Raw genomic sequence first — 24694 nt, forward strand, 5'->3', positions numbered from 1 at the left:
GCGAACCGCAACACGTCTTCCAGTCGACCCGGCTTTAAGAATGAGTAGTCAGTCCGTTTCGACAGTAGTTTCGCCTTGAGAAACTGTCCATGTTGAGTCTGTCAAGCAATAGCCGTATCGGTTGGAGGTTGCGAATGGACGTGATGTCGAGTCGTTGAGAATTGCAAAAGGGAGAATATCCATTACGACGTCGGTGGGCATCATACTGATGTCGTGTAATCCGAATGACCAGGAGTAGTGGCCCGGAAGCAGCGGCAGTGCGCTGATGGTGATTTTCACGAACGTCTTCTCATTAATCACTGTCTCTTGGTAGTCGGGGTCATCGAATGATGAGAGGTGAAGAACTTTGGTTCCGTCCTCCGAAGAGCACGTTGCCGAGAAATGGCCACTTTGGCTGGATGAGCCGTCGATGCAGAGTAGGATCTCTATCGAGTCATGCGTGCGGAATCGACAGTTGTGGGGGTGCGACGATAAATATTCTGCTCGCGCGAATCTCGCGTTTCCGTTACCGTATCGATGGGGATAGTCAATAAGGTCGATAGATGCCTGATCCTCGGCAGTTCGGTCGGACTGCAAATATTTGCTAATGGCTTCTTGTGTTTCGCCGAAGTGGGTCATTTTTCCGCTATTGATGACCGCAACCGCATTACACATACGGCGCACCGCAGCCATATTATGACTTACAAACAAGACCGTCCGGCCACTCTTGGCCACCTCGCCCATTTTTCCGAGGCAGCGTTTTTGGAACTCTGCATCGCCGACGGCCAGCACTTCATCGATAATTAAGATTTCCGGTTCGAGATGGGCGGCCACCGCGAAGCCGAGGCGGACACTCATTCCGCTCGAATAGCGTTTGACCGGTGTCTCTAGGAACTCTTCGACACCGGCGAATTCGACGATCTCTTCGAACTTGCGTTTGATCTCGGCCCGCGTCATGCCGAGGACGGTGCCGCTGAGGTAGATGTTCTCCCGCCCGGTTAATTCGGGGTGAAATCCTGTACCGACTTCCAATAAACTCCCGACGCGTCCCCTTAAATGCACCCGGCCGGAGGTCGGGTCGGTGATGCGACTCAATATTTTTAAGAGCGTGCTCTTACCCGCGCCGTTACGGCCGATGACCCCGACAACCTCGCCGGGCTGAACTTCGAAACTGACATCCTTGAGGGCCCAAAAGTCGTGCTTCGGGGACTTTCTCTTAAGGATCGAACCGGCAGCACTCACGAGGTCTTCTCGTAGCGATCGATAGGTTCGGCGCTGCTGCTTGGTGTCGGCGATGCGATAGCGTTTGGAAAGGTCTTCGACCTTAATCGAGTAATTGGACATGACTTAACCGCTGCCTCCGTCAAATCAGATCGGCGAAGGAGCTTTCGAAGCGGCGAAAAATTGCTGCCGAAAGCGGAACGATGATTGCGACAAATCCGCAGGAGACGCCAAAGTCCTGCCAGGGAAGCGGAACTCCGGTCAGTGTAGCGCGAAAGAATTCAATAATCGCGTTCATGGGGTTTAATAGGGTGACCCAAGTGCGAAGAGCACTTGCTCCTTGTTTTTCTACGTTGAGAGACGGTGCGTCGTTGGGCTCCGCTTTGACCTTGTCAGCCGAGTCGATTTGCGCTGCCTCTTCGCGGCTGTTCGCGGCGGTTTCAACAGTGGCGGGCTCCGTGGGGTTTGACGGGAGATAAATCGCCGGTGTGGCGAACAGTCCTGCCTGAATCACAAAGGGCACCGCGTAGCGAACGTCGCGGTAGACGACATTTAGCGCGGCGAGCAGGCAACCGATTGACATCGCCAACAGTGCCGCAGCAAGAATGGGCAGGGGTGATAAGAGAATCGCGGTCGACGGGACCACTCCGTAGGCGAACAGCAGCCCGATCAGCAAAATTCCACCGAAGGCGAAATCGACCACGGCGGGAGCTGCGGCGGCGAACGGAATCAGCAGTCGGGGGAAATAGACTTTGGTGATGAGTCGCTCGGCGCCCACAACGCTTTCGGCTGAAGCCGAAAGGGCCGTCGAGAACATCGTCCACAGCAACATGCCGCAGTAGACATAGAGCGGGTAGCGAGCGTCGGCTCCACCGGCCCCGATCGCGGGACCGACAAAGATCGTGAAGATCACCATCAATAGGGCCGGCCTGAGGACCGCCCAAGCGATGCCCAGGAATGTTTGCTTGTAGCGGACGCTCACGTCTCGCCAAGCCAGCAGAACGAACAGATCGCGGTATCGCCAAAGCTCGGCAAGATCGATGAACTGCCAAGGGCGGCGTGGCTCAATCACCGTTTCCACCGTGACCAGTGATGTCACGGGGTCGCGTTGCTCGGTCGGGGCGTCGTTGGGTGGCTCGGCCAAAACGGACTGAGCGATCATGAAGGGAGAAGAGCGAGCAGGAAACGTATCTGAATACATCGACTGCGAATGCAGCGGTTTGTCGACGATTCGCCCGGAAAAGCGTATCGGACCTCGACCCCTGAAAAGTGCCCAGGAGAGGACTCGAACCTCCACGGGATTTAACTCCCACTAGGCCCTCAACCTAGCGCGTCTGCCAATTCCGCCACCTGGGCATGGTGTGTCGAGACCGGACACCGAATCTGTGAGGAAAGTTCGCCGGTCTCAGCGGACCGGAGAATATATCAGTCGAGCGATGGGCTGCCAAGGAAATGGGATTTGCCGTCGGCACCCACGGCGTTGGGATCATCCTTTCGCTGCCGTTTGGATGGCATTCGAAAGGCGAGCGAGGTGTCGGCCCTGACTCCCGGCGGGCTCGGTTGTCAGAATCACCGCGAAGAGATTGAGCGGGGGGTCGATCCACAGGGACGTGCCTGTTGCCCCCCAGTGACCGAACGCATTGGCGGCCAAAAAGTCACCGAAATAGGAGCCGTTCGCCGGCCAATTCATTCTCCAGCCATAGCCCCAAGGGCGGCAGCGGCGCTCGTGTTCCGGGACATACGGCATTTCGGCCAATTGGTTTGACGTCGCAAACAGGGAGGTCTGCTCGAAGAAATTCGTGCCTCCGACAGGGCCCGGTCGGAGCATGATCACGGCGAATCTGGCCAAGTCCTCCGCCGAACTGATCAGCCCGCCCCACGGTGCGCCGAGGTTCCGCCAATAGGGGCTGTTCCAATGGCCCGACCCGTAATCGAGCATCTCCGGCAGCCGGATCTCGGCAATGCGTTCGGTGGCCGATTCCGTCTCGTAGGTCATGCCGACCATTCCCAAGGCGGTCTCATTCATACCGAGTTGACTGAAGAACTCACGTTTCAGAAACTCGCCGCACGATAGCCCGGTCGTCCGCTCGATGATCTCGCCCAACACCACAAACCCGAGGCTGGAATAAGTTACGTCGCGGCCGGGCTCAAATAGAAGTGGGACTGTGCAAGCTCGCTCAAGAAAGTGATCGAGCCCCGCGTTGTTCTGGCGGAGTTCGGCGTTGTCGTCGGGCATGTCGGGCAGGCCCGACGTGTGGGTGAGCAGATTGCGAATGCGAATGCTCCGCCGACCGCCCGCTTTGAAATCGGGAACATGGTCAATGACGCGATCGCTGAGCGTGAGTTCGCCCCGCTCGACGAGCATCAGCAACCCCATCGCCACGATCGGCTTGGTGATCGATGCCACAAGATAGCGCGGGTTGTGACCGATCGGTTCGGCGCGATCGACGGTCCGCCAACCGAAATTGATCGGGCGCAAAATCGAGTCGCTGCTTCCCACCGCGATCGAAATCGCGGGCACTTCGCCGGTCTCACACATCTTCTCGGCCAGCGACATCACGCGTCGCCAACGCCGAGGGTCGAGTCCGGCTTCAGCAGGATCATCGGTCAACATTGCGTCGAGCGCCGCCGCCGGTGTCATGTCGCGGCTCAAACTTCGACCGTGTGCGTCGAGATCAACTGGTTCAGATTGGTGATGTCGAGGACTTCCAGAATGTCCTCGGAGGGATTAAAGAGCATCACCCGGACGCCATCGCGATTGAGCGAAGCGAGCAGCCCCAACATGCCCGACGCGATCAGTTTTAAGCCGGTCATATCGACGGCGAGTGCCTTGCCACCGGTTTTCTCGATCAGACGATTAAGCTCGTCCTGACAATCGGGGACGGAGATGTCGAGCGGATCGCGGTCGCCGAACCCGATCACGCACAACTCACCCGATTGATAAACGTCGAACGTTTCCTGAGCAGTCTTCATGGTGGCCCGTCTGAAGGAGTCAACGATCATCCGACAGAATAGCAGTTGAACGCCTCCGGCGACACGAAATGAATCGTTCGATCACAATTCCGAGAAAGATCGAAAGTGTCTCAGCGCGGGCCGATCGACCGCACTTCGGACCGGAACGACTCAGCGGCTTAGCAACGAAGAAGGCCCGCCGCACCTCGAAAGGTACGGCGGGCCAACGGATCGCGGGGATCCGATCCAGGTTCAGGTCGTTTCAAACTGTCTTACTTTGACCAATCAGCAATAGGGGTAACGGCATTGATCGGCTGATCGGACGAGTTCGCAATGGATCAATGCACGCGGGTCTTGAAGGAGATGATCGCACCGTCTTTCGGGGTCATCGGTTCGTCGAAGGTGAAGGTCAAGATTTGGCTGCCCTCGCCGTTGGGAGCGACGTCGAGACTCGCAGCAACGTCGGACGTGCCGCTGTCGGGGATGTATTCGAGCCGCGGGGTCAGGTTGTCGACCAGTTTCACATCGGTGAGTGGTCGGCCGCCGGTGTTGTCGATTCGGATCGTGAAGGTGATCACGTCGCCCGGCTGCGCGAACTCGCGATCCGCCAATTTGACGACACGCATCACGCCCGGATCACGACCTTCCTCGATGCCCACGATCTCGGCTTCGCGGAACAGCACCGCCACTTCGTTCGCACCGGCGACACTCGCGGTGGCGATCGGGTTCTGGTTGCGACTCCACGTGACGGCTGCATGCATCGCTTGGGAGAGCACTGGCATCTCGTCGCGTTGAATCTGGCCGATCCGCACGAACGTCAGTTCCTGATACAGATTGATCAGCTTGACGTGTTCGAGCAGCGACTCGTTTCGTTCCAACCCGGCTAAGCCAGACTGGCTTTCGATACCGCCGGCCCGCTCGCGGAGGCGAACGTCGGCCAGACGATCCCGTTGAATCTTCGTGTCGAGCCGATCGCCTTGAGCCAATGCGATGATGCCGTCACTGGTCTCGGCTTCGCCGGCCGATTCGACGATATGACCGCCGGCGGCTCCACTAATCGACCGGACTTCGCCGAAGCGGGGGGCATAGACGCAGACGCGATTACTTTCGGTAAAGCGAATCTTGCCGGTCAGGTCGCGGTATTGGGCGACGGTGTCTTCGGTATCGAGTCCGCCGAGGCCGTCATCGTCAAAGTGAATCGGGAGCGCTCGGTCACCGCCATCACAAAGATATTCGTCCGAGCCCGGGCCGCCGGGAATACAGACGGCACCGGCTGCTCCGTATGGGCCGCACCGTCCGCCGACAGCGTTTGCACCGGCGCCGGGTGGGCAAACCAAGCCGTTGGCAGCGCCGGTCATCCCCGGTGGGCACCAATCATTCGATTGACCGACCGGAGCGATGGCCTCGCGACGTTCGGCGGGGCGGAAGGACACGGCGATATCGCTGCTGCGTTGAGATCCTGTCGTTGCGAATTCGTGTCCGGACGTCAGTTGGATATCGGACTGCTTCTCAACCCGCGGACTTGAGATCCGCGTCACGCCGGCCTCTTCGACTTGGCGATGCCGGTATTCTTCGACAACTTTGACCTGACTCGATTCGACGGGGAGGTTCCCGCCACCGTAAGAAACGTCGTCTCTCAGACTGAAGTCGCTCTTCGGTTGATTGACCGACTGACTGATCGATGCGCAGGAGCAAAGCCCGCAGAGCATCGCTGCGGCGAGCAGCAGCGAGGGCGAAGTCATCTTCAACTTTCGGCGGCCGATTGTGAGTTGCGTGGTCTTCATTTCGTCGCCGCTCACCGTAGGACTGCTGATTGAGTTGCTGGCTGAAACAAGCCCGAGGCGTAAGACACCGGGGAAATTGCTGATTGATCGACCATCGGCTTGCGCCTCCGGCTGGTATCGAAATCGCTTCTACTTTGGCAAATGCGGCGGCGCGATGCCGACGGGCGGGCCGCCCGTGTGATTCGCAGCCGGCCAGATCGGACCGCCGGGGCCGTAAAAGGTGGGTTCGGGATAATTCGGGTCGGGAGTCCGACCGCCGATGCGCACAATCGCGATCGGACGTCCGCGAAGTTCCGCCTCGGCCAGCAAATTGGCTCGCGGCGGGAAGTCGGCGACTTCAAACTTGCCGGGCTCGATCGCGGGGGCCGCGAATTGAGGGGTTTCCAAGTGCAGCACTTTCGTGACCAAACGGCCCGACAGTGCGATTTCGATTTCTTCGGTCGTGAATCGAACAGGTGCGGGGAAGTCGGCTTCGCGACCGGGCGGCGGGGCCGTGCGGCCCAGCACTTCGACCGACGGGTACAACTCGACGCCCGGGAAGTTGGTCAGTTCCGACAGGACGACCCGGTAGGTGTAGCCGACCGCCAATCCGATGCGACCGTCTTCGGAGGTCGGGACCGGCTCGGCCGGTCCACGGGCAAACACGCGTGACCGTGCTCCGCCTTCGACCACGAATTGGACGAACTGAAAATCACCGGGGCAGGGCGGATTCACCTGTGTGGCCAGCAACGCGTTAACACCGACCGGCAATTTGGCGTTGAACGGGTGATAGGGCTTCGGCGAGGGCCGCGGAAAGCGCCGGAGGTCTTGGCCGAAAGCGGAAGTCACGGAGAACGTCGATGCCATCAACAGTCCGCACAGCAGAACCGTGGTGACTCTCAGGCATCCCCGCATCGTATTCATTCTCGATGGGAACCGGTTCACGTCAGCATCCGTTGCGAGGAATCGTCTCGTCGCTGATTTCATCGCCGATCCAATCTCGAATCGCATTGCCGACTTTTCGAGTGGCACGGACAACGTCCGTGCGGCGTAGCCGCCAGAGCATTCCGTTGCCGACCACGTTCGACATGGGATGCCGGACTGGTCGAGGCATTTCTACCCAAGTGCTCGTGTCGCTATGCGACCCGGACGTTGTCCGGGCCACTCGCTCCGCTTTTCTTCCGCTACTCCCTTCCGGTACTTGCCGGAAGGGAGCGTTGTCCTTCGTCCGTCCGCCGCTTCCTACTTCCAGGGCTGCTGCGGCGGCGGCATCGGCGATCCGGGGGCGACCATGCCACCGGGGTAGTTCACTTCGCCCGGCCCGTAGGTCGGGTGCGACTCTTCGTAGTACATGTAACTGACGGGCTTCGGCAGTTTGATGCCCGGCTTGTGCTTCACGTCAACATTGAAGTGGTTGACAGGTCCGCCGACGTCGTGTTTCGACAGGTTGCGAACGCTGTGGCTTTGCAGACCAGCCGGCATGCCGTACGGCAGGTGCGGCGGACCGGCGAGACCGATCGGAGTTCCGGTGCGGGGATCACCCCACGGCGGCGTGTTGACACCCGTGATCGGATGGACGGCCGGCATTCCCGGTCCTTGCGGCATTCCGGAGATCATCGGTCCGGGGACACGGATCGGGGTTTGGGCTTTGCTGGCGATCGGCACGGGCGGAACGAATTGACCTTCGTCCCCATCGTAAGCCGGTCCCTGCTGTTGGAACGAGATCGGATTCACACCACCGGCACCGGGGCCGGGGATTGGAGCCGGAGCCATTTCGAGGTCGGCGTTACCGAGCCGGAGCACAGCCATGATCGTACCGCGTCGAGCGGCTTCGGCGACGGGATCGACACCGGGATCGAGTCGCGTCGAGACGAGCGTTTCGACGCCGGCGATGGCCAGTTCCTGGTATCGGGGATCTGGCAGGTAGATGACTTTGGTGACGAAGTTATTCGACTCGACCTGATCGAGGTCTTCGACGGTCAGGTCGATCGGCACACTGTTGTGTGTGAGGTAGGCATCGGTCTGCGGCAGAGCCGGATAGACTTCGAGCGTCGGGTACAGCACGAGACCGGGTCGCCGGGCTACGTTCGACAGCTTCAGGCGATAGGTCGCGTTCTGCGGGAAGTTGTAGCGGGCCGGTGTGACGAGCTGATTCTCAGCGAATCCGCCCGGAACCTGCCAACCGACATGCATTCCCGTCGGCCCGACGAAGCGGACCTGCGTGGTCTTCATGGCGACCGGCGGACCACCCGGTCCACCCGGCATGTTGAAGCCGGCCTGTTGGATGCCCGGCTGTGCCATAAAGGGCAACACTCCCGGACCCGGTCCATCGACCATCGGGCCGGGACGTAACAATTGTTCGGCGGGCGGCGCAACAAAGGCGTCTTTACTGGAGACGACTTGCTGGCCGTCCACGGCACAACCCACACAGACGACGACGGCCGTCGCCAAGGCCAGGAAATAGAATCTCATCTCTGCCCCTTCAATGGACTCGCGCGGGCCGTCCGCTTTCGGAACGACCGACAGGCTCGGTCTGACGGTTTGAAATAGTTCCGCATCACTTCGGTGCCGGGTCAGACCCTGCAGAACCTCTTTCGAAAGGTTCCGCCAATTGCGGTCGACCCGTACCCGCCTCGGCTCGTAGAATTCGAACCGCGGCGGCAAGGCGGCGCAAGTGCGACACCTGCTTAAGTCTTTTCGGAAGGCTCGCCCCGTTTCCTTTGGTAAAACCGGTACGTTCGGAACAAGATGCACAATCCGCCCTTCGACCCCCCTCGTGGCCTGCGGCTGACGGCCGGACTAATGCTCTCGGCCCTATTTCTATGCCAGGGCAGCACTTACGCTCAGGAAGAGGGCCAGAAACGGCCCCCTTCCGCGGCTGAGTTGCTCACCCAGGCCCGAGAAAAAATTGAGGGCTACCGCACGCTTCGGGCGCGAATGATCGAGCAAATCGAGGTCGAAGGCGAAAAGGTCGTCGCGAAGGGCGTCTATCTTCAGGGGGCCAATAACCGTCTCCGATTGGAGCTCAAGGTCGACACCGGGCTGATCGATGCCAAATTGTTGCAAGTGTGCGACGGCGACATTTTGTGGACGACCTACGAGATCGGAGAGACGAAACGAATCCTGCGGCGCGATGTCCGCAACATCCTGCGATCGGCCAACGCCCGCGGACCCAGCCTCACTACGGCGCTCGTCGCCGACCTTGGTTTGGGGGGCCTCCCGGCCATGCTCGCTTCGATCCAGAAGTATCACCAACTCGGCAATGTCGAAGAGATCAAACTCAAGGGCCGCAATTTCTACCGGCTCACGGGTCGGTGGAAAGAGGCCCTCGTCGAAGAGTGGGCGGCCAATTCCGGATATCGGCGGTCGTTTGAGCACATCCCTGAGATCGTCGAAGTTTTCATCGAACGAAACGAGTTGTTCCCCTATCGGGTTCGCTACTGGAAGGTCGATGACGCGGGAGAACGCCGACCCGTGATCACGATCGACTTTCGCGATGTCGTCGTCAATTCCTCGATCGACCCCAGCGAGTTCGCCTACGTGCCGGCCGACAGTTCCCAAGTGCAAGACATCACCGGCCTGTACTTGCAGAAGCTCCAAGGCCCGGCGCCGACACCGGGATCGAACTGATGAAAGCGGACCCGGCACTTGGCAATCAGTGGCACGCAGGCGGTCGAGCCGAGACTTCCGCCGCGCCGCTCCGCGCGTCCGGCTGGGGGCTTTCATTCGTCTTTCACGTGTGTCTGTTGGTTTTTGCCGCGTCGAGTCTGAAAAGCTGCGGCGGATCCGCACCGGTCGACGCCGGCACCGACTACCGCGCCGTCGGACTCGTTGAGCGTCCCGCGAGCGATTCGATCTCGACGGAGACCACCGAACCGGTCGAGCCAGCCATCGATGCGGCGGCGGAGATTTCCAACGTGCCGTCCGCGACCGCCCTCGATTCTGCGGCGCCGCCGATCGAACTCGACCTCCCGGAGGCCGACTTGATCGGTTCCGGCATTCCGAAACCGTCTCCGCTTCGCCCCCAATTTGTGCCGGACTCTGTCCCCAGCAACGTCGGCGCGGCATCGGGATCGCCGATGCCTGCCCCGGCGGGGCTCAAAGCCGGGGCCGCGGAATTCTTAGGCGTCTCAGACTCGGGCAAGCGGTTCGTCTATGTCATCGATCACTCCGGCAGTATGCAGGAGCACAACAAGCTCGCGATCGCCAAGGCGGAACTCATTTCGAGTTTGCAGGCGCTCGACGCCGAGCAGTTGTTTCAAATCGTGTTCTACAATCAGGACCCTCACACGCTCAAACTGCCGGTCCGTAAGGCCGACGGGATGTTTTATTCGACTGATATTAATCGCACGCTCGCCGGGCAGTTGATTAATTCGGTGCGGGCTGATGGCGGAACCAATCACATGCCGGCCTTGGAACTGGCACTCTCATTTAAGCCCGACGTGATTTTCCTGCTGACCGATGCCGACGAACCGCGGCTGTCCGCCAAGGAACTTGACGTGATTCGCCGCTGGAACAAGAACGGCGCCCGCATTCACTGTGTCGAGTTCGGAACCGGGCCGGAGATTGGCACCGACAGTTATCTCGTCGATCTCGCCCGTCGCAACGGCGGCACGCGTCGCTATCACGATACCTCTCGTTTTGCGCGACGGTAAATTTCACGGCCATCCGTCCAAATCTTGTTGCTCTTCGATGCCATGATCCGGACACTCATCGCAATCTTTGTAGCGATCTTAATTCTGTCGCTGCCTTCAGCCGGTATCGGACAGGACCGGATCGTATTAAGGTCCGAGTCGGGGGCGAGCGAGATTCCGCTGACCGGGTCGATTCTCGAATACACCGGTGAAGAACTGACGATCCGCACGGGACCGGACGCCGTGCGAGTCTACGAAGCCGAGAGGATTCTGGGCGTCGAGACGCCACAGACCGAGCCCCATCGCGCTGCGATTAAGGCCTTCCAGGAAAGAAGATTTCAGGACGCGTTCGATCTAACCATAAAGGCCGTTGAAGAAGAGCAGCGGCAGTGGGTGCGGCGAGAGATCCTCGCATTAAGAGTGAAGGTCGCGCTGGCGCTCGGCGATCGCATCGCGGCGCTCGACGCTTTTTTATCGATCGTGACGTCCGACCCGACCTCACGTCATTTCTCATTAATCCCGTTGCCTTGGAGATTGGAGCCGCCACCGAAAGACCTTGTGGCAGCCGCACGCATCTGGATGCGAGGCGGCTCGGAAGTTTCGAGGCTTTGCGGCGCATCGGTACTGATTCTGTCGGAAGACGAGAGCGAGCGGGCGCGGGCCGAACTCGATCAGTTAGCGATCAGTTTCGACGAGCGAGTTTATCATCTCGCCCGCGCCCAATTATGGCGGGGACGAATGGCGCGCGAAGGAAATTCCGCCTCGCGTGGCGTTCTGGCGAATTGGCAGGACCGCGTGCGCAACATGCCCGAAACGCTTCGCGGCGGGACGTTTTATCTGATCGGCAAGTCGTACGGGGAATTACTTGACCACGAACAGGCCGCAGCCGCCTTATTATGGCTGCCCCTCGTGTATGACAGCGATCAACGCTTGGCCGCCGAGGCCGAATGGCGGGCCGCCGTTCATCTTCGCGCCATCGGTCGTAGCGCTGATGCCGTGACGCTGTGCAGCGAAGTAATGGGCCGCTTCGCTCACACCCCCGCCGCCAAACAGGCCGAAGCGTTGCTCGACGAGATTCGAGACGAAGTGTCATCGGGCGGCGCAAACTGAGCTACATCCGCTCGCTAGTCTCAATTCCGAGCAGGTCGAGTCCTTGCTTAATGACACGAGCCGTCAGGTCGCACAGCAGGAGTCGGCTGCGGCGCTGCTCTTCGGTCTCCGCCTTTAAGACCGGACACTGATCGTAGAAACTGCTGAAACGCGAGGCCGTCTCGAACAGGTAATCGGTCAGAATGTTCGGGCGGTAATCGCGCTCGACGGCTGCAACCGCCTCTGCGAAACGATTTAACTGCAACGCTAAGGTCCGCTCGGCCGGCTCTTTTAAGTCAAGGCTCGACGACTCCGTTCTTAGCTGCTCGCGATCGACGCCGCCGCGGCGGAGAATTCCGCAAACACGGGCATAGGCGTATTGCATATATGTCGCGGTGTCGCCGTTAGTGGCGAGCATCTTGTCCCAACTGAATACGTAGTCGCTCTCGCGGTTGTGCTTGAGATCGGCATATTTAATTCCGCCGATCCCGACGATCTCGGCGATGTGATCGCGTTGCTCTTCGTTTAATTCCGCCCCGTCCGGCTTCGCGTTATCATTTTCGTTAATGATCGCGCGGGCCCGCGTCACGGCTTCATCGAGCAAGCTCTCCAATCCGACGGTATCGCCCGAACGCGTTTTAAACGGCTTTTTATCATCGCCGAGTACCGTGCCGAAGCTAACGTGCCGATATTCAACGCCGTCATAGCCCCACCGCCGGGCGGTATCGAACAATTGCTCGAAGTGCTGAGACTGCCGTTTATCAACTACATATAGGATTGAGTCGGCGTGCCATTGATCGACACGATATTTAATCGTAGCGAGGTCGGTCGTCGCGTAGAGGAACGCGCCGTCCCGCTTGCGAATGATGAACGGCGCTTTGTGACCTTCGGTAAACACGACGGTCGCGCCGTCGCTTTCGGACGCCAGACCCTTTGCTTCGAGGTCGCTCACGACTTCCGACAGCATCGGCTGATAGAAGCTTTCGCCCAGCGTTTCATCGAACTTCACGCCGAGGCGTTGATAGACGCGATCAATCGCTTCGAGACAGGCCGGCAGGAATCGCTGCCACAACTCGGCGTTTTCCGCGTCGCCGGCGTGCAACTTCACGGTCTCATCGCGGGCGTTCCGAGCGATGTCGGGATGTTCGTTCGCTAAAGCGAGTAGCGCCGGATCGCTTTCGAGATCGGCGACGGAGGCTTCCGTCATTTGAAGGATGTCGGACGCGTCGGAGGCGACTCCCTTCAGTTTTGCCAGTTGTTTCTTCGACTTCTTATTCGTCGGGTCGGCTTCCGCTTCGGCTTCAGCCGCGGAGAGTTGGGTCTTCGCGACTTCGACTTTTTCCGCCAGTGCCGCCAACGAGGCTTTCGTCGCGTGGTAGTCCGAGAGGCGATTGACGAGGCGATACAACCTGGCAAGTTCGGCAACGGGATCGGCTTCGAAGGCGGATTGATCGAGGAAATTCTTATATCCGTAGATGATCATCCCGAACTGGGTGCCCCAGTCGCCGATGTGATTGTCCCCGGTGACATCGTGCCCGAGGAATAGCAGAGTGCGTCGGATCGCATCTCCGATCACGCTACTGCGAAGGTGCCCGACATGCATCGGTTTGGCGACGTTCGGCGCGGAAAAGTCGACCACCACCTTCCGTGGCGACGTCGCCTTAGCCACCCCAAGTCGCTCGTCACTGACCAGGGTCATGGTTTCATCACGCAATCGACCCGGGGTGATCTTGAGGTTAATGAATCCCGGCCCGGCGATTTCGGGTGGTTCGCACAGGTCGGACACATCGAGATTCGCGACGATGTCAGCAGCAATCTCGCGAGGTTTCTTGCCGAGTTTGCCCTTGAGCGGCATCGCCATATTGGCTTGGAAGTCGCCGAACTTCGGGTCTTGCGATGTGCGGATCATCTCGAGGTAGGCCGTCGGATCGTCGACCAGCGGCGCCAGGGCAGCCTCGAAGCGGGGTTTCAGCGCGGCTAAAAAATCCATGACCGTGACACAAAAGGGGAAGAAGGCAGACTACAAGCCGAGGTTCTTGAGAACCGCGGGATTAAACAACAAGCCGAGGTTCCTGAGAACCGCGGGCCGAGCGGGGGGCGAGATCGTACACCAATGACATTCCCGAATCCGCGTTCGATCCGCACTTCACAGGAAGTGCGGCTTGTTGATGGATAACATATCAATTCTCTTCATAACCCTCGCATGAAATAAGCGGACGAAGCGGGGCTTGCAGATACATCGATCCGCTTACTACGTGCGCGGCTTGTGAGCCACACAGCAAGCCGAGGTTCCTGTGAGCCGCGGGCCGATCGCAGAAGTGAATCACGAGCACTCATTCCCACTCCTCCCGGCGTTCGATCCGCACTTCGGAAGAAGAGTGGCTTGTGAGGCCTTAGTCACCGCTCAGGGAGTGCCTTCCTCGGCATCCTGATCGGGACCGGCATCGGAGTTGGGGAAAGAATCGGATTCCGCATCGGGTTCCGAACTTGGAACCGGCGTGTCATCCCCGTCGATTCGTTTCGCATCAGCCCACAGACCTTCGAGATCGTACAACTCACGAGACTCCGGCATAAAGACGTGCAACACGACGTCGCCGTAGTCGTGCAAGACCCATTGGTTCGCGTCGTGTCCTTCGACACCGAGCCGGCCCGACCGTTGCTCTTTCATCACCTTGTCGGCCTCTTCGGCGAGCGAAATCATCTGCCGGCGATTGCTGCCCGTCGCGATCACGAAGTAATCGAAGATCGGCGTCAGTTCGGTCAGGTCGAGCAGCACGACATCGGCGGCGCGAAAGTCCTTGCAAAGCTTCGCGAGGCGTCTGGCCGATTCCAAGCCGCGAGCGCGTTGCTCCTCTAAATTTAAATCAGTCGTTTCAATCGGTCTAAATCCTCTTTGTGAAATCCGACGCGAAAGGCGCCGGGAAAGTTCGGGGCCGGGTCTGACCGTAGTCTAACCCAGAACGCGGCTTGGTCGATCGTTGAAGCGTCAAACGACCGGCCTACAGCCCGCTGAGACTGAATCGGACCACGAAGCCGGCAAAGACGATCGAGACCAGACTCATCAATTTGATGAGAATGTTCAGGCTCGGGCCGCTAGTGTCTTTGAAGGGATCGCCCACCGTGTCTCCCACGACGGTCGCCTTGTGAGCGTCGGTCCCTTTGCCGCCGTGCGCTCCGGCTTCGATGTATTTCTTGGCATTGTCCCAGGCCCCGCCGGCGTTGGCCATCATCACCGCCAGCGAGAACCCGCCGGTGAGTCCCCCCGCTAGTAATCCCATGGTGCCGGCGACTCCGAGGACCAGACCCACGACAATCGGTGTACCGACCCCGAGAATTGAAGGCACGATCATTTCTCGCAGTGCGGCGGTCGTACTGATCGCGACGCAGCGGGCGTAATCGGGGGTGCCGGTGCCGTCGAGCAGGCCCGGGATTTCTTTGAACTGTCGCCGGACTTCTTCGACCATCTTGCCCGCGGCCCGGCCCACCGCTTTCATGGTGAGGGCGCAGAACAGGAAGGCGAGCATCACCCCGATGAACAGCCCGGCGAGCGTCCGCGGGTTCATGAGTGTGACGTTTGCGGCGGCAATAATGTCGGGAATAGTTGCCTCAGCCAGCGGCACCGTCCGGGGCGGGCCGTCGAAGAAATTGGCGATGGAGCGTCCCGGAATTAAGACCGGCTCTGGTGGGTTATCGCGTCCGTTCGACCAGTCAGCAAATAAACCTTCCCCGAGCGATATAGCTCCGATCTTCGGTGCCTCCAACGACTCCGCGACCGCTTCGAACTTCAGTTCCATTCCGGTGCGCACTTGCTCCACATAAGTGGCCAACAGCGCCGCGGCGGTCAGTGCGGCCGAACCGATCGCGAATCCTTTGCCGGTCGCCGCTGTGGTATTGCCGAGGCTATCGAGGGCGTCGGTTCGCTCCCGCACGACGTGGTCCTGTCCGCTCATCTCGGCATTGCCGCCTGCGTTGTCGGCGATCGGTCCGTACGCGTCCGTCGCGAGGGTGATCCCGAGGGTCGACAGCATCCCGACCGCGGCGACCGCAATGCCGTACAGCCCGAACGAGAACGTCGCGGCTGAGTCGTAGGCAAAGCCGGTGCAGCAGCCGAACGCGAGCATGATCGCGGTGACAATCACAAGGACCGGCACCCAAGTGCTCGCCATGCCTTCGGCGATACCGGCGATAATCACGGTCGCCGGCCCGGTGGTTGCTTGATCGGCAATGCGGCGGGTCGGTGCGTAAACCTCGCTCGTGGAATACTCGGTCCAACGACCGATCACGACACCCGATACGAGGCCCGTCACGATCGCACCGAAAACACCCCATAGGCTCACCGGTAGCACCTGGACTTCGTCCCCCAGACCCATCGATGCTCGGACCAGTAAAATCCAGACCAGAGCGAGCGCCAGCAGAATCACTGCGCCGCTGCTCACGAGTACGCCGCGACCGAGCGCCGACATCAGCTCGCGCTGGTTGGCGTCTTCGCTGGTGCGGACCATAAAGATGCCGGCGATCGAGCATCCGATTCCTCCCGCCGCGAGCAGCAGAGGCAACAGGACCGACATCGCCTGCAGACCGGGCCACGGCGCGAACGCGGCAATCCCCAGAGCCGCCGCCGCGATAATCGAACCGAGGTATGACTCATAGAGGTCGGCTCCCATGCCTGCGACATCGCCGACATTGTCGCCGACGTTATCGGCGATCGTAGCCGGGTTCCGCGGGTCATCTTCTCGCAGCGACTGTTCGACCTTGCCGACGAGATCGGCTCCGACGTCGGCGGCCTTCGTGAAGATGCCGCCGCCCACCCGGGCGAACAGGGCCACGCTGCTGGCACCGAGTACCGAGCAGAACAGCGTTCCCGCGATCTCCGTCATGTTCGGAGCGTAACCCAGCAGCGGCGTGAGGAACGTAAGCGCGGCGAACCATGCGGTCACATCGAGCAGCGCAAGCCCCACGACGGTCAGGCCCATGACCGCGCCGCTTCGAAACGCGACCCGAAGGCCCGCATCGAGAGAGGAGCAGCAGGCGTGCGTCGCACGGCCGCTCGCTCGCGTCGCCGTGGTCATGCCGAACCAGCCCGCGCAGGTCGAGTAGAGCGCGCCGGTGATAAACGCGAAGGGACCGAGCGGCGCCTGCACGCCGACCACGTATGACAACACGGCCAGCAATCCGAACATCGCCGCCAGATAGACCGCGACCACCAGAAACTGCCGTTTCAAGTAGGCCGCCGCCCCAATGCGGACACTCTCGGCGATGCTGCGGATTTTTTCCGAGCCTTCGTCTTGCCCGATCATCCAGCGGAAGAACTTAAAGGCGACCACCAGCGCCACGATTGACCCTGTCAGCGACAGGGCCAGCCCGATTCCAAACCCGAGCGTCGCATGGTCGGACCATGCGGCGGATTCCTGGGCGACGGCAACGTCAGAGACAAACAGGGCGGGAATGACAGCAAGTCCCGCCGTGCGGCGGATCGACCGGTCGTCCATCACCGGTAGCCTTTCAATGGGCGTCAATCGAGAGGGAATTTCTGAGCCGCAGTATCCCGCGTCAGCCCGACATGTCAACGCGAGCGACCACTTCCGGCGTTATTGCGGAAGCGAATCGACTGCGGCGGCTTCGGCGGAACTCGCCTCAATGACGCGTTCAAATGCGGCGGGGCGACATCCCGTTCGACGCGGAATCGGCGGCGTTGCCGACATCCGCAGATGGACCACTGTTTTCGTGGTCCACCTGCGATCACATGAATGCCGAGACGAGCAGTGTCGCATTAAGGGGAGCACCCAGTCCGGCTCAATTAGCAACGAGCTCAACGATCTCGTCGGCCTAATAGCGGGCCTCATTACGGAACATTTGCTCGATGTCGTTCATCGTAGATGGATCCTGATACTGGTTCCAGACTTCAATCATTGGCAGGTCGTCGGGGAGCGATTCGCCATCAAGATCGACGTAGATCGCTTTGAGATAGCGGAAGGCCAGCAAGATGTCTTCGATGGTCCGCGGGTCGTCGGCCATCGCGGGGAACTTGTCCCGCATCAGGCGGAACTTCTTCAAGCCGGAAATGATCCGCTCTTTCGCCAGCTCGGTATCGCCTTCACGAAATGCTTGTTTCCCTTCGTAGATCTCCCGCCGTGCGTCGACGGTCGATTGCTCTCCCTCGGCCCGCGCTCGTTCGCGCCAGTAGCGATAGTTCGTCATTTTTTGCAGACGGTCGACCGCCTGCTGCACGACGATTTCGCTCGTGTCGTTCAGCCGGGCCATTTCGAGGAAGTCTTCCTCATCCGCTTCCTGCCAGACCTCACCAATGCCGTAATTGAACGGCGTCTTACCGTACTCCTGGGTCCATTCGTCGAACGCGTCCTCCCAGGCCCGACCGGCATCGTCGCCGAACCGGCCTTCTTTGTGGTGCATCGCGGCATATTCGAGCAGTTGCCGGGCGGGCAATGAACGGAACAGAGGTCGCGCCATGATGTGCTGAGGCGTTTCATCTTCAAGATCGTTCGCCCGCAGGTGATGATCCCGCGCAACGAGATAGCTGTCTTTGCCTTCCGGATTCAACTCGGTGTCGGGACCGCCGTTGTATGAGTCAACGTCAGGGTCCTCGACCCAGAAGTCGCGATACTGCCGCCACTCGTCGGCCCGGCCGACCTTGTGAGAGATGATCTCGCCAACCTTGCTTCGCAGGTCGGGAATCTTGGCGTTTCGCTCGGCCCCTTCATCGGTGAACTTCGTGCCTTCTTTGACCCAGTAGAATCGGTCATCGACGTTGTCCCATGCCGCCGAAACGTTGTAGGCCAGATTCCATCCCTGGTGCTCCCACACCTCAATGAAGTGCGGCTGAAGTTGAATGATCGAATTGACGACCGCCCGCAGGCTGCCCCAATTCTTGTGGTCTTTGTGCTTGTCGGCTTGCAGCCACAACTGATTGACCGCGATGCCGCGAAAACCGAGCAGCACGAGGTTCATGGTCGAACTGGACGGGTCGACGTCGCCGAGGCTCGTCTCACCGAGTTCGTACTGGCGCCGCATCGAGGAGAGTTGCCCGCCGCCGGAGATAGCCGCTTCACTGCGCCGCGGCAACCGGCCGAGTGTGATGATCGGCCCGAGCAGCAGCACGATGCCGACCAGATAGACGAGTTTGCGTTGCTGCGATGTGAGATGGCTCATTTCGCCTCCAATTCGCGGAACCTCAGCCCGAGGTGTCCGATAATCATGCACGGTATTAGGAATCCGAAAGTCGTGGCGACGGCCGGCAGCAAGGCTCGGCTCCAATCAATGTCGAAGCCGTGGGCCGGATACTTTGCCAGGTCATAGTCGGTCAGATTCGGGATCACGTGGCTGACGACCCACAGGAACCCGAGAAAGGCCTTGTCGATATACTCCATGATCGTGACGCCGATACTCGGTTGGAAGTCGGTCGTCGGATTCATGTGCTGAAAAATTCTCACGACGTTCTCAATCGGACCGCCGCCGTAACCATCGTCGCCTTGCACGTAGTCGGTGAGCAGCCCCTGCATAAACTCGACACCGAAGTAACCGACCACCAGCAGGGCGAATGTCAGGAAGGTCGCGACGGGACCTTTGACGAAACAACTTGCCGTCACGCCGATCGTGACAATCAGCCCGACCATCAGCCACAACCCGAAGATCGCCTTGAAGTAACTGACGGCGAACGGACTGTCCGGGGTCCGAATGAAGAGGTCCGGTTGCGCGATCCCGAGATACTGCCCTTGATCGAGGCAGGAGACTTCAATTTGCAATCCGTTGGTCAGCGAATGGGTGGAGGACTTCGTGAGGTCGTATTGATCGGGCAACTCGACCGTTGCCGTCTTCGCGACCAGGTCTTCCAGCAGATTGTAGGTCTTCGCTTGGCCGGTCTCGACGTCATACGCGGTCAGTTCCTGCGGGACGTTGTGAATATTCTTTTGGAATTCCTCGATCGGGAACGGGTTCGGATCGGTCACGCGGATATTTGGATTCGCAGGGTTCACGTAGGTGTATTGGACCAGCACCCCGCGGGTCATATCGCCCTTGTAGGTTCGAAACGCTTCGAAGTTCGATTCCAACTGAAGGACCGGTTCGGCATCGCCACCGGCACCGTCGGGGTCGACCAGCACGCCCGGCGTTACGCCTTCAAAGGTGAACAGCGCATGGGCCTTGGACGCCCCTTGCACGTAGGACCGATAGGTCCAGACATCGCCGACATTGACGCCCTTGTCGACCGGCTCGTTCTGAGCGTTATAGAAGTTGATCATCCCGTAGATCGGGACCCGGCTGACCAGTTCGGCCTGCTGCGATGCGGGAATCTGCCGCACGATCCAGACGTAGCCGACGCCTCCCATGATCAAGAGCACGAGCGTCAGGATCCCGGTCAGGCCGATCACGCGACCAAGGACGATCTCGCTACGGCGGACCGGTTTGGTGACGACCGTGTGCATCGATCGCCGGCGAATGTCTTCAGGAATACCCCAGCACGCCAGCAGCAGTGCGAGTGGAACGATCAGATAGCCGATCGTGGTCAGCACGAATGAGACGTAGACGGTGATCTGCAGGTCGGGCCGCATGTCGGACGACGTGAGAAACCACCCCGCGAACATGAACAACACGCCGAAAATCACAAAGACCAACAGCGCCTTGCGGCGGGCCGACTCTTTGAATGTCAACATGGCCAGAGCCCATACGCGGCCCGGCGACGTCTTCAGTACATCAACGAACGCATCGAGAATTGCGCCAACGGCCCGGTTGAAACCGGCCCCGCCGGTGGAAATCAACGCCGCCAAGAGTGCCAGAACTAAGGAAATTCCGGCGAGCACACCAACGATGATGGCCCAGCTCTGCAGGGCTTCGACCAGCGGAAACGCAGTCAGATCTTCACGTACCATGGTCAGCTATTCCGATATCGGCGGTTCCGGTCGATTCGCTCGACCGTTGGTCGCGACAAAAGTCGACGACTTATCCGGTTCAAATTGAAATGAGGAATGTCTGCAGGCGGTCTTCGAAACACAACAACTCAGTCACCTCGGTTCGCAGCCCAGTTCGTGACCGAGCCCGAGGGGCCGTCAGCCGCCGGTGGCTGCTTCTTGGGGTTTGTCCGCATCACTCGCTGACGTTGAATCCGGGTTGTCTTCCGATTTGTCGCCATCGAACGGAGTGGCTCCGTCGACGAATCGTTGACCGGGACGCTCCGCACTTTGCTGCACGGTTCGCAGGAACAAGTCTTCGAGCGTTCGTCGCGGATGCGAGACGTCGTCGAGCTTCAGGCTGTGCTTTTGCAGCACGCCTTCGATCTCGCTGACGATTTCCGGAGTCAAAGCCGGAGTTCGCAAGAGCGTTTCGCCTTGCGACTGCAGCAGTTCATCGACGGTGCCGAGCAGCTTGAGCTCACCCTGATATAGGATCGCCACCCGATCGCAGACGTCTTCGATTTCGGCTAGCAGGTGACTGCAGATGACCACCGTCTTGCCCTTGGCCTTCAGATCGGCAATCAGGTTCTTAACGTCGGCTCGGCCGTTCGGATCGAGACCGCTGGTCGGTTCGTCCAGAAAGATGATATCGGGATCGTTGATCAACGCCTGGGCTAGTCCGATCCGGCGGGTCATCCCCTTCGAGTACTCCTTGAGCTGCCGCTTCCGAGCGTGGTCGAGCTTGACCATTTTGATCAACTCGTCGGTCCGCTTGCGTCGCTCCGATCCCGAGAGCTTGAACAAACGACCGTAGAAGTCGAGCGTTTCTTCCGCGTTCAGGAAGCGGTAGAGGTACGATTCTTCCGGCAGATAGCCGATCTTCTCGTTCTTTTCGACGTCGGACGCCGGCCGACCAAGGATGCGAATTTCCCCGTCGGTCGGGAAGAGCAAGCCGAGCAGCAGCTTTAATGTGGTCGTCTTGCCTGAGCCGTTCGGGCCGAGCAAGCCGAAGACTTCGCCCTCCTGGACATCCAGGCTCAGTGAATTGAGCGCCTGAACTTTTCGCCGACCCCAGAAGTCGCGGTAGTCTTTCGAAAGGTTTCGAATCTCAATGACGTTATCGGAGGCCATAGCGCTATCTCAGCTTACTTTCGGAGGCCGTTCGAACAGGTGAGGGCACAGTCGCTCTCAAAGAGCATTACTGCAGCCCGAACGGCTGTCGCAGAGTCGAGTTGTGAAATTGTCGCCGGGTTGCCCGGAATCGGCCCCAGGATATGAATCCAGATGCTTCCTGCTGAGCCTACGGCAACAGCCGCTTCCGCGTTGGAAATTTTTGCACCGATCCGAGCGATCGGGTGCGCACTCTAAGCTCAGCATTGAGGGTCCGCAACTATTCACGAACCGACACTGTCCGGCGGGCCGCCCGGAATGGTTCGATTCTAGGCAATTCTCTTCAACAAGCCGCGCACGAAGTAAGCGGATCGAATTAGCATCGACGCTCGATCCGCTTACTTCGTGCGCGGCTTGTCCGACGACCCGACTGGTCAACGATCAACTGATCAACGATCAGAATCGGGCTTCGCGACGGTCGAGGTACTCGATCAAAGCCCGATCAAATCGCATTGAGGTATCGAGCGCCACGTAATCGGCGCCAATCGACAGGCATTCTCGCCGATAATCATCGCGAAGGGCCTCGATCGTTTCGACGTAGTCGGGTCTCATCCCGTCGGCGTCGATCACGAGCCGCTCCCCAGTTTCGGGGTCCTCGAGGTCGACGGTCCCGTCGAACGGGAATTTGACCTCGGCCTCGTCGAGCACATGAAACAGGATCACGTCGTGTCCGGCGTGCCGCAAACGACGCAGCCCCTCGATCACGCCGTCGGATTCCGCCAGCAGGTCGCTGAAAATCATCATTAAGCTGCGATGCTTCACCATCGAAGCGACTCGCTTGAGATTGGCCGCGATATCGGTCGTTCCCGTCGGCTGCAATTTTGAGAGCAGCCCCAGCAGGTTCCCGATCTGCGTCCGCTTGCTCTTGGCCGGCAGCGATGCCCGTATCTCGGTATCAAACGCGACCGCCCCGACGGGGTCCTGCTGCCCGACCATCAGGTAAGACAGTGCCGCGGCCAGACAGACCGCGTAATCGAACTTCGTTAGTTGCTGCCGATAGGTGTAGCCCATGCTCGCCGACAGATCGAGCAGCAGATAGCCGGTGATGTTCGTCTCGGCCTGATATTTCTTGACGTAATAGCGGTCGGTCTTGGCGTAGACGAGCCAGTCGATGTCCTTCGGGTCGTCCCCGTGCGAATAGCGCCGATGCTCGCTGAACTCGACGCTAAACCCATGAAACGGCGACGTGTGCAACCCCGCGAGAAACCCCTCCACAATAAACCGCGCCCGCAAGTCGAGCCGACTGACCGTCTGGATCACTTCGGGCTTGAGGTAGCTTTCGACGGTTTGCATGTGGCGCCGGTGCGAGTGGAGGTCGGTGCGTGGAGGCGTCGGGTTTCAGTTCAGTTCCGGTTGCCCGTCGTGCTCCACTGGTCTGCGTTTGATGCCATCTTGATGAGTTGAGCAATGAACTTGTCGTAGCGGTCGTCGAGTTCGAGTGCAATCTCGCGACTGAGATGGCCGCAACGTGAGGCGAACTGTAACCAACAGCGTGTCTCTTCCGCCTCGCTCTGCGAGTCGGTCAGCTTCGACGCAAAGTGGGCTGGGTATCTCCGTTTACCCCATGCTTCGGAAATCGCGGCGCAGACAGCCCGCGATGATCGCCGAATCTGATCTGACAAAGAATATCGTTCTTCGATCGGGAACCGCCTCGACGCTTCGGAAATCTCCATCCCCGCCTCGAATGCAGTGATGTCTACGTCCAACTCTCGAAAATGCTTCACCCGCGCCATCATGTCTCCCCTGAACTCGACGCCCCCACCCCCTCACTCCGACGCCCCTCACCCCCGCGACCACACCGACGTCAGCCACTCCGGCAGCGAGTCCGCCAGATCGATCGGCTGCGAAGACTCGAATGCAGCGACGAGCCGGTACGGGTGGTTCAGATCGCTGTTGTCATAAACGAGCACGTGCGGCAGAGAATCGATCGCCCGCCGAAGGTTAGCGAGTGTGCGGTCGAAGCGCTCGAATATTTTGGTGTCGGGTACATCATGCCCGCCTTGCAGCACTCGCATGGCGACTCGCTTCTGACTCGTTAACGCTTCACCGATTCCGACAAAGCACATCACGACCGTGTACCCGGACTCGCCCGCCTGGCGGAGAAACTCGACCTTCGCTCCGACGGGATCGGACAGGACGGTCTCGAATACGAAACTCCTTTGCTCTTCGACGAACGTCTGTCGGACCGACTCCGCGATTTCAGCGGCTTCGTAAGCACCGACTTCTAAGGCTTCCGCAAGGACGTCGGCGTTCACAAACGGCAAGCCGACACGGTCTTTCAACTGAGAATGAAAGAAGGTGCTCTTTCCGGCACCGTTCGATCCAGCAATACAAATCAGAAGCGGTCGTTGATCGAATAGAGCCCAGTCGATGCCCAGTTGCATGTTGTATTTTCCCAACCTGAGCGGCGAATTCAGTGGGGGTGAGTTGTCAGCTCCGTTGAAGACGCGTCTTTCAAGATTCCTGAAGATCGCATTTGTTCAATCTGACGGGAAATGTCGTCTGCGACACCAACTAGAGTGACGGAGATCGAGTATTTCCTAGCTTCATTCTTGCCGGCGGATTCACAGGGAACGAATTCCCGCCCGACGAACTTCCCCGTTGTTCGAGTTCCGTCAGCATTTGTCCGGACGAACGTTTCCGAAGAATCAGGCAAAGGCTCAAATTTCGGATATGGTCCGGAAGCGAGAAACGCTTTCACCCGCGCTCGCCCGGCTTCCGAATCGACCGTCCGGAGTGCTTCGGAGACAGGCATTCGCCCGCTAGCCTCGCCGCTCACGCCTGTCTCGCCGAGGAGACTGCCCATTACACGTCCCAGCCCGGCCCAATACTCAAGCTGTTCCTCGACCGTCCGCCCCGACGAGGCGGCTGCCTCGGTTGCGGCATCAAACAACTTGGCATCAATTTCGAGAGGTTTGCTCATCCGTATATCCTAATTCCGTGCCCGCTCGAAGTCACTACTTTCTTGAATCAACCCACACTC

Annotated in this window: 20 protein-coding genes and 1 tRNA gene; 3 read left to right on the forward strand and 18 right to left on the reverse strand. The window is 59.6% G+C overall.

What is annotated here, in order from left to right:
* Positions 1-48: 48 nt before the first annotated feature.
* The 8 genes from Pan189_RS06625 to Pan189_RS06660 form a co-directional block, all read right to left on the reverse strand.
* On the reverse strand, positions 49-1323 hold the full coding sequence (locus Pan189_RS06625; protein WP_145363161.1) for an ABC transporter ATP-binding protein: 1275 nt from the start codon (positions 1321-1323) through the stop codon (positions 49-51).
* Positions 1324-1342: 19 nt separating this feature from the next.
* Positions 1343-2362, reverse strand: a complete 1020-nt coding sequence (locus Pan189_RS06630; protein WP_310821181.1) for an ABC transporter permease — start codon at positions 2360-2362, stop codon at positions 1343-1345.
* A gap of 108 nt (positions 2363-2470) precedes the next feature.
* Positions 2471-2556, reverse strand: a tRNA-Leu gene (locus Pan189_RS06635).
* A 130-nt stretch (positions 2557-2686) separates the two neighbouring features.
* A complete protein-coding gene (locus tag Pan189_RS06640; RefSeq protein ID WP_145363163.1) occupies positions 2687-3841 on the reverse strand; it encodes a serine hydrolase domain-containing protein in 1155 nt (384 codons plus the stop codon).
* Between the two features lie 8 nt (positions 3842-3849).
* Positions 3850-4173, reverse strand: coding sequence for an STAS domain-containing protein (locus Pan189_RS06645; protein WP_145363164.1), 324 nt, complete (start codon positions 4171-4173; stop codon positions 3850-3852).
* A 317-nt stretch (positions 4174-4490) separates the two neighbouring features.
* Positions 4491-5936, reverse strand: a complete 1446-nt coding sequence (locus tag Pan189_RS06650) for a DUF11 domain-containing protein (protein ID WP_145363165.1) — start codon at positions 5934-5936, stop codon at positions 4491-4493.
* Between the two features lie 129 nt (positions 5937-6065).
* Positions 6066-6926: a hypothetical protein gene (locus Pan189_RS06655; protein ID WP_310821183.1), complete on the reverse strand. Its 861-nt coding sequence runs from the start codon at positions 6924-6926 to the stop codon at positions 6066-6068.
* A gap of 231 nt (positions 6927-7157) precedes the next feature.
* Positions 7158-8387, reverse strand: coding sequence for a hypothetical protein (locus Pan189_RS06660; RefSeq protein ID WP_310821184.1), 1230 nt, complete (start codon positions 8385-8387; stop codon positions 7158-7160).
* 276 nt (positions 8388-8663) lie between these two features.
* Here Pan189_RS06660 and Pan189_RS06665 point away from each other — a divergent pair, with 276 nt between their 5' ends.
* Genes Pan189_RS06665 through Pan189_RS06675 form a run of 3 tightly spaced genes read left to right on the forward strand, consistent with a single transcriptional unit; the run spans position 8664 to position 11659 of the window.
* On the forward strand, positions 8664-9545 hold the full coding sequence (locus Pan189_RS06665; protein WP_145363167.1) for a hypothetical protein: 882 nt from the start codon (positions 8664-8666) through the stop codon (positions 9543-9545).
* The gene (locus tag Pan189_RS06670; RefSeq protein WP_145363168.1) at positions 9545-10570 is read left to right on the forward strand and encodes a vWA domain-containing protein; all 1026 of its coding nucleotides are present in this window, start codon (positions 9545-9547) and stop codon (positions 10568-10570) included. The genes Pan189_RS06665 and Pan189_RS06670 overlap by 1 nt, the downstream gene beginning before the upstream one ends.
* Before the next feature lie 42 nt (positions 10571-10612).
* Complete coding sequence (locus Pan189_RS06675) at positions 10613-11659, forward strand: hypothetical protein (protein ID WP_145363169.1); 1047 nt, start codon at positions 10613-10615, stop codon at positions 11657-11659.
* A gap of 1 nt (position 11660) precedes the next feature.
* Here the strand turns inward: Pan189_RS06675 and argS are convergent, their stop codons facing one another.
* The 10 genes from argS to Pan189_RS06725 all read right to left on the reverse strand — a co-directional run bounded on the left by argS (position 11661) and on the right by Pan189_RS06725 (position 24634).
* Positions 11661-13628 carry an arginine--tRNA ligase gene (gene argS, locus Pan189_RS06680; RefSeq protein ID WP_145363170.1) on the reverse strand — a complete coding sequence of 656 codons (1968 nt, stop codon included), beginning with the start codon at positions 13626-13628 and terminating at the stop codon, positions 11661-11663.
* 414 nt (positions 13629-14042) lie between these two features.
* Positions 14043-14471: a ribosome silencing factor gene (gene rsfS, locus Pan189_RS06685; RefSeq protein ID WP_145363171.1), complete on the reverse strand. Its 429-nt coding sequence runs from the start codon at positions 14469-14471 to the stop codon at positions 14043-14045.
* Positions 14472-14637: 166 nt separating this feature from the next.
* Positions 14638-17127: a sodium-translocating pyrophosphatase gene (locus Pan189_RS06690; RefSeq protein WP_145363172.1), complete on the reverse strand. Its 2490-nt coding sequence runs from the start codon at positions 17125-17127 to the stop codon at positions 14638-14640.
* Positions 17128-17464: 337 nt separating this feature from the next.
* On the reverse strand, positions 17465-18805 hold the full coding sequence (locus Pan189_RS06695; RefSeq protein WP_145363173.1) for a hypothetical protein: 1341 nt from the start codon (positions 18803-18805) through the stop codon (positions 17465-17467).
* A complete protein-coding gene (locus tag Pan189_RS06700; protein WP_145363174.1) occupies positions 18802-20520 on the reverse strand; it encodes an ABC transporter permease in 1719 nt (572 codons plus the stop codon). The genes Pan189_RS06695 and Pan189_RS06700 overlap by 4 nt, the downstream gene beginning before the upstream one ends.
* A 177-nt stretch (positions 20521-20697) precedes the next feature.
* Positions 20698-21672 (reverse strand): ABC transporter ATP-binding protein, encoded by a 975-nt coding sequence (locus Pan189_RS06705; RefSeq protein ID WP_145363175.1) that lies wholly within the window; start codon positions 21670-21672, stop codon positions 20698-20700.
* Positions 21673-22107: 435 nt separating this feature from the next.
* A complete protein-coding gene (locus Pan189_RS06710) occupies positions 22108-23004 on the reverse strand; it encodes a DUF58 domain-containing protein (protein WP_145363176.1) in 897 nt (298 codons plus the stop codon).
* A gap of 50 nt (positions 23005-23054) precedes the next feature.
* Positions 23055-23444 (reverse strand): four helix bundle protein, encoded by a 390-nt coding sequence (locus Pan189_RS06715; protein WP_145363177.1) that lies wholly within the window; start codon positions 23442-23444, stop codon positions 23055-23057.
* Positions 23445-23492: 48 nt separating this feature from the next.
* Positions 23493-24095: an ATPase gene (locus Pan189_RS06720; RefSeq protein ID WP_145363178.1), complete on the reverse strand. Its 603-nt coding sequence runs from the start codon at positions 24093-24095 to the stop codon at positions 23493-23495.
* A gap of 29 nt (positions 24096-24124) precedes the next feature.
* A complete protein-coding gene (locus tag Pan189_RS06725) occupies positions 24125-24634 on the reverse strand; it encodes a TA system antitoxin ParD family protein (protein ID WP_145363179.1) in 510 nt (169 codons plus the stop codon).
* Between the last annotated feature and the right edge of the window lie 60 nt (positions 24635-24694).

It is taken from the genome of Stratiformator vulcanicus, from assembly GCF_007744515.1.
Taxonomy (GTDB): domain Bacteria; phylum Planctomycetota; class Planctomycetia; order Planctomycetales; family Planctomycetaceae; genus Stratiformator; species Stratiformator vulcanicus.

Excerpts from the sequence above, each read along its gene's own strand:
- Pan189_RS06695 (WP_145363173.1), bottom strand. The coding sequence starts at position 18,805 with ATGAGCCATCTCACATCGCAGCAACGCAAACTCGTCTATCTGGTCGGC.
- Pan189_RS06725 (WP_145363179.1), bottom strand. The coding sequence starts at position 24,634 with ATGAGCAAACCTCTCGAAATTGATGCCAAGTTGTTTGATGCCGCAACC.
- Pan189_RS06640 (WP_145363163.1), bottom strand. The coding sequence starts at position 3,841 with ATGACACCGGCGGCGGCGCTCGACGCAATGTTGACCGATGATCCTGCT.
- Pan189_RS06625 (WP_145363161.1), bottom strand. The coding sequence starts at position 1,323 with ATGTCCAATTACTCGATTAAGGTCGAAGACCTTTCCAAACGCTATCGC.
- Pan189_RS06710 (WP_145363176.1), bottom strand. The coding sequence starts at position 23,004 with ATGCAAACCGTCGAAAGCTACCTCAAGCCCGAAGTGATCCAGACGGTC.
- Pan189_RS06670 (WP_145363168.1), top strand. The coding sequence starts at position 9,545 with ATGAAAGCGGACCCGGCACTTGGCAATCAGTGGCACGCAGGCGGTCGA.
- Pan189_RS06675 (WP_145363169.1), top strand. The coding sequence starts at position 10,613 with ATGATCCGGACACTCATCGCAATCTTTGTAGCGATCTTAATTCTGTCG.
- Pan189_RS06700 (WP_145363174.1), bottom strand. The coding sequence starts at position 20,520 with ATGGTACGTGAAGATCTGACTGCGTTTCCGCTGGTCGAAGCCCTGCAG.
- Pan189_RS06645 (WP_145363164.1), bottom strand. The coding sequence starts at position 4,173 with ATGAAGACTGCTCAGGAAACGTTCGACGTTTATCAATCGGGTGAGTTG.
- Pan189_RS06705 (WP_145363175.1), bottom strand. The coding sequence starts at position 21,672 with ATGGCCTCCGATAACGTCATTGAGATTCGAAACCTTTCGAAAGACTAC.
- Pan189_RS06715 (WP_145363177.1), bottom strand. The coding sequence starts at position 23,444 with ATGGCGCGGGTGAAGCATTTTCGAGAGTTGGACGTAGACATCACTGCA.
- Pan189_RS06720 (WP_145363178.1), bottom strand. The coding sequence starts at position 24,095 with ATGCAACTGGGCATCGACTGGGCTCTATTCGATCAACGACCGCTTCTG.
- Pan189_RS06655 (WP_310821183.1), bottom strand. The coding sequence starts at position 6,926 with ATGCGATTCGAGATTGGATCGGCGATGAAATCAGCGACGAGACGATTC.
- Pan189_RS06630 (WP_310821181.1), bottom strand. The coding sequence starts at position 2,362 with ATGATCGCTCAGTCCGTTTTGGCCGAGCCACCCAACGACGCCCCGACC.
- Pan189_RS06690 (WP_145363172.1), bottom strand. The coding sequence starts at position 17,127 with ATGGACGACCGGTCGATCCGCCGCACGGCGGGACTTGCTGTCATTCCC.
- Pan189_RS06650 (WP_145363165.1), bottom strand. The coding sequence starts at position 5,936 with ATGAAGACCACGCAACTCACAATCGGCCGCCGAAAGTTGAAGATGACT.
- Pan189_RS06660 (WP_310821184.1), bottom strand. The coding sequence starts at position 8,387 with ATGAGATTCTATTTCCTGGCCTTGGCGACGGCCGTCGTCGTCTGTGTG.
- Pan189_RS06665 (WP_145363167.1), top strand. The coding sequence starts at position 8,664 with ATGCACAATCCGCCCTTCGACCCCCCTCGTGGCCTGCGGCTGACGGCC.
- argS (WP_145363170.1), bottom strand. The coding sequence starts at position 13,628 with ATGGATTTTTTAGCCGCGCTGAAACCCCGCTTCGAGGCTGCCCTGGCG.